Origin of the sequence: Fontibacter flavus, assembly GCF_042432905.1 — a bacterium.
Lineage (GTDB): Bacteria > Bacteroidota > Bacteroidia > Cytophagales > Cyclobacteriaceae > Fontibacter > Fontibacter flavus.
This window is the reverse complement of the sequence record NZ_JBHLWI010000006.1, coordinates 144,135-153,971: the sequence shown is the minus strand read 5'-3', so window position 1 is coordinate 153,971 and position 9,837 is coordinate 144,135. Positions and strand designations below refer to the sequence as shown.

Below are 9,837 nucleotides of genomic sequence, written 5' to 3'. Positions count from 1 at the left end.
CAATTGCCAGTCTGATTTTTAAAAACTACCTTAGACATTGTTGTATTTTGTTCAACTCTAAAATAATAATTTTAGAGAAGATCAACAATAAAAAAAGGGTGTCTCGACTTTTCGGACACCCCCTTCGTTAAACTTCAAATCCTGGTCTGTAAGTTCTTCCTACAAACTGATTGGCATCTTCTAAGTTAGTGATCAACATTTTGTCTCCATCCCATAGGAGTTTTCTACGTCCATAGAATTCCATCTGACCGCGGCTGTTTTCTCTTCTTAGCATATAACTTCTGATAGCAAGGTTACCCATCAGCACTGTTTCTGTCATAGGACCTGCATAATCAAATGAAGAAGTCAATTCTTTAAATTCCTTACTGCCATATCCTGCCTTGCAGGCGTCTACCCATTTCCTTTGATGGCCATATTCCGGTTCTTCCATTTCCTCTTTCTCTGGTCCGAATTCTTTATAGCCATCATTCATATACAGTTTTGGCATTAAAGGAGAACTATCGTTGATATTGGTGGAAATAACGCCATGCTCTCCAATGATCAGTACACCATTGGCCGAGTTAGTGCCTCCCATATCATGATCAGCAGGGATGGCATCCGGTCTTGAAGGGCGGATACCTCCATCGCTCCAGGTCATTTCAATTGGGGCTTTACTCTTATCCGTTGCTGCAAAATTGAGGGTGATATAAGAAGATGCTGGGCATCCTTCTGGATGGTAATCTGGTGTCCACATTCTTGTAAATACTGTTCCTACACTACATTCAGCAGCCGTTGGATAGTGTAAGCCCAAAGTTCGGAAAGGGATGTCAATCAAATGACAGCCTACATCCCCTAGTGCTCCTGTACCATAATTCCACCAACCTCTCCAATTGAAAGGGTGGAGGTTAGGCGTGTAAGGAATCTCTGGTGCTGGTCCTAACCACAGGTCCCAATTCAATGCGTCTGGTTTTTGGCTAGGCTCAGGTTGCGGAAAAGCAAATCCTTGGGGCCAAACGGGTCTATTGGTCCATACCTGTACTTTGGAAATTTTACCAAGTTTGCCGCTGTCCACCCATTTTTGGACCATGCCCAAGAAGGGGTTCGAGGCACCCTGATTACCCATTTGGGTCACTATTTTCTTCTCCCTCGCCAATTCGGTCAGCATTCTAGCCTCTCTGATGTTATGGGTCAAAGGTTTCTGCACATATACATGTTTCCCTCTTTCCATGGCGTATTTGGCTGCAGGGCCATGTACATGGTCAGGTGTGGAAATGGTTACCGCATCGATGTCTTTTTCCTTGTCAAGCATCTCCCTGTAATCAGCATACAATTTAGCATTAGGGAAGTTGTCTATTGATTGCTTGGCAGAACCTGAAAAATCCACATCACAAAGCGCCACCACTCTTTCTCTGCCATTGACAGAGGCATTTTTGATATCGCTGATGCCTTTTCCCCCTGCACCAATTGCTGCAAGGTTTAACTGATCTGAAGGTGCGGTGAAACCAACACCGCCCAAAACATGTCTTGGGACTATAAAAATGGAGGAGGCAATTGCAGCGTTTTTGATAAATTCCCGCCGACTTTGGCCGGAAGATTCATTTTTTGAAGATTTCATAATAGGTTTTGGGTTCTTGAAAATTTTTCAAAAACCAAGATACACTTTTTGTTTATTTTGATAGAATTCTCTCAAATGTATTTTTATTCCACCTGAATTCAGATCCTGATTATTAGGGTTAAGATTTCCTGGTGAAAATAGCCACTATCGCACTGGTAATGACTCCTGCAACAGGGGCAAAGAGTGTGCTTTGCAACAGGTAACTGTTGAAGTTGAAGAATGTCTCAGCTTCTTCCTGGCTCATTTTTCCCTGACTTACACTATAGTTGATCATGTTGGTGAAATATTCTGGGCTGATCCAATAGGAGGTAATATATTGGGTAATAGGGGTAAGTAAGGTGACAAATAGTGAAATCCAGATTCCTGTAACGAATCCCTGTAAGTAGGTCATTTTGCCATGGTAAAAGTTTTTTCTTTTGTCCAAAAATGCCAGTGCATAAATCAAAAATGCCAGAACGGCCACTCCGTTGGTGTAGATGGCGTGCTTGTCGATGTGGGCATCATGTAATCCCGTGAGCTTCTCCATGAGCATCCAGGATAGCTGCATCAGCACAAAGATCAGTGCCCATTTAATTTCGATTTTGAGGTTTTTCATAGTGTGTGGGTTTTTGGGTGGGTTTATTGTTGAATCATAAAGTCAAAAGCTCCTTTTCTCAGGTTAATACCATATTCCAAATAAGCTTTCAGGCAGGCAAGGAAATTTGCCCATCCTGCGGTGTTGTTTTTCAGCCAATTCAAGCCTTCGTCATTGTTGTTCATTTCTTTTTCTTCCACCTTGACCAAAGTGGCTTCTCCGTTGTTTCGTGGCTCTAGGTGAATAGTCACCGTAAGCGCTTGGGTGTCTCCATCCCATTCAAAGGTGATATTTTCATAGGGCTTGATAGCGAGGATTCTGACAGGAAAACTGCCTGGAAATTCAGGGAATTCCCATTCTAGCGTTTTGCCGGCCTCCATGTTTCCAGAACTTTTAGAGATAAAATAATGGGTCATATGAGCAGGATCGATGATCGCTTCAAAAACTGCTTCAGGTGTTTTGTTGATTTGCAGGGAGGTAGATATGGAAAGCTTATTCATGGGTATATGGGGGTGATGTTAAATTTAACCATAAAAAATAAAAAGGTGACAGTTGCCCGTCACCTTTCTTGATTTGTACTCTAAAAAGCCTTAAAAAGCTGATTTGAAACCTTCCATTTTTTGGTCCACTTGGGTGTCTACCATAAAGGAAATCCTAACATTTTCCCAAGTCATGCTTACTTTAGCGATTTTGTTATTTTCTGCAGATATGTTGTATTGTAGTCTTTCCTGTACTGCTGGCAATTGTTCAGCTTTTACTTTAATGGTTACCACGTCGTCTTTTGCCAGTGCTTCCTCATCGATTTTACCATCTTTCATGTAGTTGAATACAGAATTGCCTTTGGCATTCAGTCTGACAGTCCATTCACCGGAAGCTTCTGGAGTCATGAAAAGTGAATATTTTCCTGGTCGCAGATTTTTTCCGCCCACATTGACTGCTGTACTGAATTCGATCATGGTGGTGGCATTAGCTCCAGCTCTCCAGGTAACACCATACTTCTCGATCTCACCGAAAATCTTTCTGCCTTTAACAGCAGGGGAAGAATAATCAATGCTGATTTTGGTGAAACCTACATTCTGTGAAACAAAGGCTGCAGGACTTGCAACAGGCAACTGAATCTGTGCTTTTGATTCTAATTGTAGTCCAAAAAGAATTGCAAATAGAGCGCAAGCAAATACTAAAACTTGTTTTTTCATTGTAGTTATGCGTTTATGGGTTGATAATATGCAATCTACAACTATTATCAGTTATCCTTGTTTAGAATATTTAAATGAGTGGTCATTTTTTTTATAGCAATGGAAAAACCGAGATTTAAAGCGAGATTTTTACTAACTTATTACCCTAAGAACTAGGTACATCAGTATTATGAAATCACTGGAATATTTACCCCATATAGCAGATATAAGGATGAAAATTCAAGGGAGCTTGGGGGAAGAACTTGCTGAAAAGAATATTTTTGTAAGGGCAGGATCCCGTTCAGGTGTGAGCGAAGAAGCGCCAATCGCTTACAAAGATATCGATGAGGTTATCGAAGTGGTCCATCAGGCCGGAATAGCCAAAAAGGTGGCGAGGTTGAGGCCATTGTCCGTCATCAAGGGTTAGTAAGGGTGATTTTCTTATGGGTTTCTGCTTTCCATAACCTGAGGGATATAGTTATTGGATTTGGTCATGTTAGAGGGGATCTGTTTCCATTTTTCTGAACCAGGAGCCAGAAACAAATACTGTAATTTTGCTTTTAAGGTATGGATTTTGGGTACTTGCTTAAAAATATCAATGTATTCATGCAGGATTATTTTGGCCGGATTATGTGTATATATATTGTGGGTAATGCCATAAATCGGCTTCTCTTTTTCAGGGGTGTAGGTTCCAAATAGGTGGTCAAAGATAATGAGGATGCCTCCCATGTTTTTATCTAGGTAATCAGGATTACTGGCATGGTGTACCCTGTGGTTGGATGGGGTATTGAAAATAAGGTCTAGTATTCCTAGTTTTTTTACACGCTCCGTGTGCACCAGTACATTCCAAAGTGTTGATATCGACTCATTCAACAGGATCATCCAGGGAGGGATGCCGATAAGACACAGGGGTGCCCAAAAAAGAAAACGATAGAAGGTATGAAGGAAATTCACCCTAAATCCCACAGAAATGTTGTAGTGAAGCGAAGAGTGATGGGTAACATGTGCTGCCCAGAATATTCTTGACTTGTGACCGAGCAAATGGAACAAATACATGATAAAATCACAAGCAAAGAAACCTGCGATCCATACCCAAATGTTGATTTCTGGTTTGAAAAATGCGTATTCATACACCACGCTGTAAAGTGCAAAAGCAACTCCTTTCATGAAAAGTCCAACTGTGAGGATGCACATGCCCACCACAAAATTGGCTAACATATCTTTGATCTCGTCATGGCTATGCTCATGTTTCCAAGAGATATAAAGCTCTACCAAAAAGAGCAATATCAGTAATGGGGCGCCAATGTTGTCAATGGTAAACATGATGTTTGAATTTATATTTAATTTTGTAAAAACTCAATATACTTCATTAATTAATTTGAAAATATTCTTTATTTCCATTATAAATTCTGTTTTTTGTTTATTTGTGAAATGATTAAAATATAACCAAAGTTTTATCCTGTTTGGTAAATTAATCAAAAGCAGACCTAAAGTTTTTTAATTCATATCTTTGTAATATGAATAATCATCCACCTTGCCCTGCCTGTAATTCTCCTTATGCCTATGAAGTGGACCATCAAATGGTCTGTCCTGAATGCGGTTTTGTTTGGACTCTCGAGGAAGAAAAAGTAGAAGAAGGCTTCATTGTCAAAGATGCCAATGGAAATATATTGGCTGATGGTGATTCAGTGGTCATCATCAAGGATCTTCCGGTAAAAGGTGCTCCAAAACCGATCAAATCGGGTACAAAGGTTAAGAATATCCGTTTAGTCGAAGGAGATCACAATATTGATTGCAAGATTGACGGCTTTGGATCAATGGCCTTAAAATCAGAGTTTGTGAGGAGGGCTTAAATTTTAGATTAAGGAAAGTTTATTTTTAAAGTAAGTCTGGATTTTTTGTTTAGGAATGATTAGATTGAACAATTCCGCTTGAAATTGTTTGTTTAATTAGAACTAATCCGAAAATTTTATGAGCTATACAGTAAAAATTACCGACGTATTTTCATTAACCCATGATGTTAAAAGGATCAAGACTACTAAACCTAAGGGGTATACTTTTTCTCCTGGTCAAGCAACTGAGGTTGCAATTAACAAGGAAGGTTGGAAGGAAAAAAAAAGGCCTTTTACCTTTACGTCTCTCCCTAGTGATCATTTTTTGGAATTTGTGATCAAATCATATAGAGACCATAATGGAGTAACTAAGAAGGTTGAGGATTTGACAGAAGGCGAGGAGTTGATCATTGAAGAGCCTTGGGGAACCATCCAATACAAAGGAAAGGGAGTTTTTATTGCCGGAGGGGCTGGAGTTACTCCTTTTATCAGTATTTTAAAAGATCTTTCTGCCAAAGGTGAACTTGTGGGCAATACGTTGATTTTTGCCAATAAAAAAGGAAAAGATGTGATTATGGAATCTTATTTTTTCGATTTATTGGGAGATAATTTCATTTCTATTTTAGACCAGGAAAAATTAGAAGGACATTCATTTGGTAGGGTCAATATGGAATTTTTGAAAGAGAAAATTCAGGATTTTTCACAAGAATTTTATGTGTGTGGACCACAGCCTATGGTAAAGGGAGTAAGTGAAATTTTGGAACAGCTTGGAGCGAATCCTGCAGGGATTACATTTGAACAGTGAATGAAACATTATATTTCAAATGAAAAAGCCGGTATTTTGACAGGCTTTTTCATTTTACAATTTATTCTTCTACAAACTCTAGAATATCTCCAGGCTGACAATCCAATGCTTTACAGATGGCTTCCAAGGTGCTGAAGCGAACAGCTTTCGCTTTGCCAGTTTTGAGTATGGAAAGATTGGATAGGGTAATGTCTACTTTTTCAGAAAGTTCATTGAGCGACATTTTACGCTTGGCCATCATTACATCCAAATTTACTATTATAGGCATGGTTTAGACAGTTAATTCGTTTTCAGCCTGGATTTCCACCCCTCTTTTGAAGACTTGGGCAATGGCATATATCAGAGCAGCCATCAAAAGGTATTCGAAAGCTCCTCCAAGATATCCGTCTAGGGAAGGGATATCGAAACTTCTTTTTTCCAACCATTTTAAATAAGTGGAGGCAAGAATAATAGATAGCCCTATTTGAAGCGCCATGTAACTGATTTCTGAAATCCTCTTGGAAACTTCTTTGCTAAAAGGGTGCACAAGGTTAATTTTTAGAAATACAAGGATCATCAGGTAGAACAAATGGGCTTTCTGACCAGCGATGAGCACAATAAAAGACATAACTCCTATGTAATTCCAAAAATGTTGGTTCAATAGCTCGTAAAGATTTAATCCTTCAAAAAGATCCTGGGCAACAACTGGATTAAATAGGCTGTAAACAAAAGTAAACAGCAAGGCGCCAGCTTTGATACAAAGACCTATGAAGATTGACCAGATCACTATGGTGATCAGCATTAGACCGGGTTGGGTTACCCATTTTTCTTTCCATTGTTGTTGAAGTTTCATGGCTTTAGATGTTTTATATTTCAAACATCGGAAAAAAATTATTGATAAACAATAAAAAATTATTGAAAAAAGAATTTTGTAAAAATAAAAAAATCCGAAGCATAGCCGCTTCGGATTTTTGATGTTTTTAAGAACTGTTAATTATCCAAGCTTTGCCAAAGCTTCTTCAAGCGTTTTGATTTTGGCCTCGGCATCTGCCTGTTTTTTCTTTTCATTTTCTACTACTTCAGCGGGAGCTCCAGCCACGAAGCGCTCATTACTGAGCTTTTTCATCACAGAATTCAGGAATCCTTTGGTGTATTCCAGTTCTTTAATCAGGTTTTCTTTTTCTTTTTCCACATCAATCTGCTCTCCCATTGGGATAAAGCACTCGTCAGCCTTCACTACAAAACTTACTGCATTGTCAGCTTTCTCTGCAAAGCTCAATTCAGAAAGGTTGGCCAGTTTCTTTAATACCGCCTCAAATCTGCTATAGAGTTCCGGCTGCTTAGTATTTACTGTCAGGGCAAAGGCTTCTTTTGGAGAAATTCCTTTGGAGGAACGGATATTTCTTATCTGGGAAACCACCTCGAAAATCTGCGTCGCTTCAGCAATAGGCTTGTCCTCGAAGGCTTTTGCTTTTGGCCAGGCCGATATGATCAATGCTTCATCAGCTGTTCTTTCCTTGATCTGATGCCAAAGTTCTTCGGTCAGGAACGGCATGAAAGGATGAAGGATTTTCAGGATACCCTCAAAGAAGGCAATGGTTTTTTCATAGGTAGCCCTATCAATCGGTTGCTGATAAGCAGGTTTGATCATCTCAAGATACCAAGAACAGAAATCATCCCAAACTAGTTTGTAGGTGGTCATTAGGGCGTCGGAAATCCTGAATTTCTGGAAGTGTTCTTCAATTTCCGTAAGGGCCTCATTGAACCTGTTTTCAAACCAGTGGATGGCGGCTGCATTTTCTGCTCCTGAAGCCTTTTCGTCAATTTCCCAACCCTTCACCAGTCGGAAGGCATTCCAGATTTTGTTGGCGAAGTTTCTTCCTTGCTCCACCAACTTCTCATCGAATGGAAGGTCATTACCGGCAGGAGAGGAGAAGAGCATGCCTGTTCTCACTCCGTCAGCACCAAAGTTGGCGATCAATTCCAATGGATCCGGAGAGTTGCCCAAGGATTTGGACATTTTTCTGCCGAGTTTATCCCTTACAATACCGGTCAGGTATACATTTTTGAAAGGCATGTCACCCATATATTCATAGCCTGCGATGATCATTCTTGCCACCCAGAAAAAAAGGATTTCTGGAGCAGTTACCAAGTCATTGGTAGGGTAGTAATATTTCAGGTCTTCATTAGGTTTGCCCGAAGTGAAGACTTCAGAATCAAATACTGAGATCGGCCACAGCCAGGAAGAGAACCACGTGTCCAAAACATCTTCGTCCTGCTTGAGGTCTTCCAAGGTGTAGGAAGCATTGAACTTTTCATTGGCCAATGCCAAGGCTTCTTCTTTGGTTTTGGCGACTACAAACTCACCGTTTGGCAGGTAGAAGGCTGGGATTTGATGTCCCCACCAAAGTTGACGGGAAATGCACCAGTCACGTACATTTTCCATCCAAGAACGATACATGTTCTTGAACTTAGGGGGATGCAATTGGATGGTATCATCCATTACCGAACTCAAGGCAGGCTTGGTAATCTCTTCCATTTGCAAGAACCATTGTAGAGATAGTTTTGGCTCCACAACGGCATCGGTTCTTTCAGAATGGCCAACATTGGATTTGTATTCCTCAATTTTCTCCAGTTGCCCGGCTTCCTCCAGGAGTTTGCCGATTTTCTTTCTGGCCACAAAGCGGTCTTCCCCAACCAAAATCTGTGCTTTTTCATTCAGGGTACCGTTGTCATTGAGGATGTCAATAACCTCAAGTTTATGCTTGATGCCTAGTTCGTAGTCATTGATATCATGTGCAGGAGTGACTTTCAGACAGCCTGTACCAAACTCCATGTCCACATATTCATCCTCGATGATTGGGATAGCTCTATTGATCAGTGGAATGATTGCTTTTTTGCCCTTCAAGTGGGTAAATCTTGGGTCATTTGGGTTGATGCAAATAGCCACATCTGCCATGATGGTCTCGGGACGAGTGGTAGCAATGGTCAGGAAATCTTCAGAGCCTTCTATTTTGTAATTAATATAATACAGCTTGGATTGGATTTCTTTCATGATCACCTCATCGTCTGATAGAGCAGTCTTGCCCTGTGGATCCCAGTTGACCATCCTGATGCCACGATAGATTTTGCCTTTATTGTACAAGTCCACAAAAACAGAAATAACGGCATCACTTAGGTCGGGATCCATGGTGAATTTGGTTCGGTCCCAATCACAGGAGGCACCCAGTTTTTTCAATTGTTCAAGGATGATGCCCCCATATTTCTCTTTCCATTCCCAGGCATAAGTAAGGAATTCCTCCCTGGAAAGTGATTTTTTATCTATTCCTCTTTCCTTTAGCATGGCTACTACTTTGGCTTCAGTAGCGATGGAAGCATGATCGGTGCCGGGAACCCAACAGGCGTTTTTGCCTTCCATACGTGCCTTTCTGACCAAAACATCCTGAATGGTATTGTTGAGCATATGGCCCATGTGCAGCACTCCGGTGACATTAGGAGGAGGGATGACGATGGTGTAGGGCTCTTTATTATGATCAACTTGGGAGGAGAAAAATTTGTGCTCCATCCAGTATTGGTACCATTTTGCCTCAACGGCTTCAGGACTGTATTTTGTAGCTAGTGACATTTTATAAAAGAGGTTTTTAAAACTTCAAGGTTGCAAAATTAAGAGAAAAAAGCTTCTGAACTATGAGAAATCAGGATTTGTGTAGGGCAAAGGAACAGGTGAAAAGACAGTGAAGGAATTAGGGATTTGTGTAGTTACAAAGATTTCGGAAATGGAAGGGGGGAATTCGGATGTTTTGGACTATAGCCGGAACTTAAGATAATATATCAAACATCTCAAGAGGAATAATATTTTCAATATTTATTTGAAGGGA

At 40.4% G+C, this 9,837-nt stretch carries 11 protein-coding genes; 3 read left to right on the top strand and 8 right to left on the bottom strand.

The genetic code is table 11. From position 1 onward, the window contains the following. Window positions 1–127: 127 nt before the first annotated feature. The 4 genes from ACFFIP_RS03410 to ACFFIP_RS03395 all read right to left on the bottom strand — a co-directional run bounded on the left by ACFFIP_RS03410 (window position 128) and on the right by ACFFIP_RS03395 (window position 3,364). Window positions 128–1,594: a Gfo/Idh/MocA family protein gene (locus tag ACFFIP_RS03410; protein WP_382386157.1), complete on the bottom strand. Its 1,467-nt coding sequence runs from the start codon at window positions 1,592–1,594 to the stop codon at window positions 128–130. A 118-nt stretch (window positions 1,595–1,712) separates the two neighbouring features. Further along, window positions 1,713–2,189: a DUF4199 domain-containing protein gene (locus ACFFIP_RS03405; protein WP_382386156.1), complete on the bottom strand. Its 477-nt coding sequence runs from the start codon at window positions 2,187–2,189 to the stop codon at window positions 1,713–1,715. A gap of 23 nt (window positions 2,190–2,212) precedes the next feature. Continuing rightward, window positions 2,213–2,668 (bottom strand): SRPBCC domain-containing protein, encoded by a 456-nt coding sequence (locus ACFFIP_RS03400; RefSeq protein ID WP_382386155.1) that lies wholly within the window; start codon window positions 2,666–2,668, stop codon window positions 2,213–2,215. A gap of 90 nt (window positions 2,669–2,758) precedes the next feature. After that, the gene (locus ACFFIP_RS03395; RefSeq protein WP_382386154.1) at window positions 2,759–3,364 is read right to left on the bottom strand and encodes a DUF2911 domain-containing protein; all 606 of its coding nucleotides are present in this window, start codon (window positions 3,362–3,364) and stop codon (window positions 2,759–2,761) included. 169 nt (window positions 3,365–3,533) lie between these two features. On the opposite strand from ACFFIP_RS03395, the gene ACFFIP_RS03390 reads away from it, so the two are divergent. Beyond that, window positions 3,534–3,770 carry an RtcB family protein gene (locus tag ACFFIP_RS03390; RefSeq protein WP_382386153.1) on the top strand — a complete coding sequence of 79 codons (237 nt, stop codon included), beginning with the start codon at window positions 3,534–3,536 and terminating at the stop codon, window positions 3,768–3,770. Between the two features lie 14 nt (window positions 3,771–3,784). Here ACFFIP_RS03390 and ACFFIP_RS03385 read toward each other — a convergent pair whose 3' ends face one another. Next, window positions 3,785–4,666 (bottom strand): sterol desaturase family protein, encoded by an 882-nt coding sequence (locus ACFFIP_RS03385; RefSeq protein WP_382386152.1) that lies wholly within the window; start codon window positions 4,664–4,666, stop codon window positions 3,785–3,787. Between the two features lie 194 nt (window positions 4,667–4,860). Between ACFFIP_RS03385 and ACFFIP_RS03380 the strand changes: the two genes are divergently transcribed. Next, window positions 4,861–5,196: a zinc ribbon domain-containing protein YjdM gene (locus tag ACFFIP_RS03380; RefSeq protein ID WP_382386151.1), complete on the top strand. Its 336-nt coding sequence runs from the start codon at window positions 4,861–4,863 to the stop codon at window positions 5,194–5,196. Window positions 5,197–5,314: 118 nt separating this feature from the next. Beyond that, window positions 5,315–5,980, top strand: coding sequence for a ferredoxin reductase domain-containing protein (locus ACFFIP_RS03375; protein WP_382386150.1), 666 nt, complete (start codon window positions 5,315–5,317; stop codon window positions 5,978–5,980). Between the two features lie 61 nt (window positions 5,981–6,041). Here the strand turns inward: ACFFIP_RS03375 and ACFFIP_RS03370 are convergent, their stop codons facing one another. The 3 genes from ACFFIP_RS03370 to ACFFIP_RS03360 form a co-directional block, all read right to left on the bottom strand. Further along, entirely contained in the window at window positions 6,042–6,248 is a 207-nt protein-coding gene (locus tag ACFFIP_RS03370) for a helix-turn-helix domain-containing protein (protein WP_291789222.1), read from the bottom strand. Between the two features lie 3 nt (window positions 6,249–6,251). Next, on the bottom strand, window positions 6,252–6,812 hold the full coding sequence (locus ACFFIP_RS03365; RefSeq protein WP_382386149.1) for a DUF2975 domain-containing protein: 561 nt from the start codon (window positions 6,810–6,812) through the stop codon (window positions 6,252–6,254). Window positions 6,813–6,953: 141 nt separating this feature from the next. Further along, on the bottom strand, window positions 6,954–9,584 hold the full coding sequence (locus tag ACFFIP_RS03360; protein ID WP_382386148.1) for a valine--tRNA ligase: 2,631 nt from the start codon (window positions 9,582–9,584) through the stop codon (window positions 6,954–6,956). Window positions 9,585–9,837: the final 253 nt, after the last annotated feature.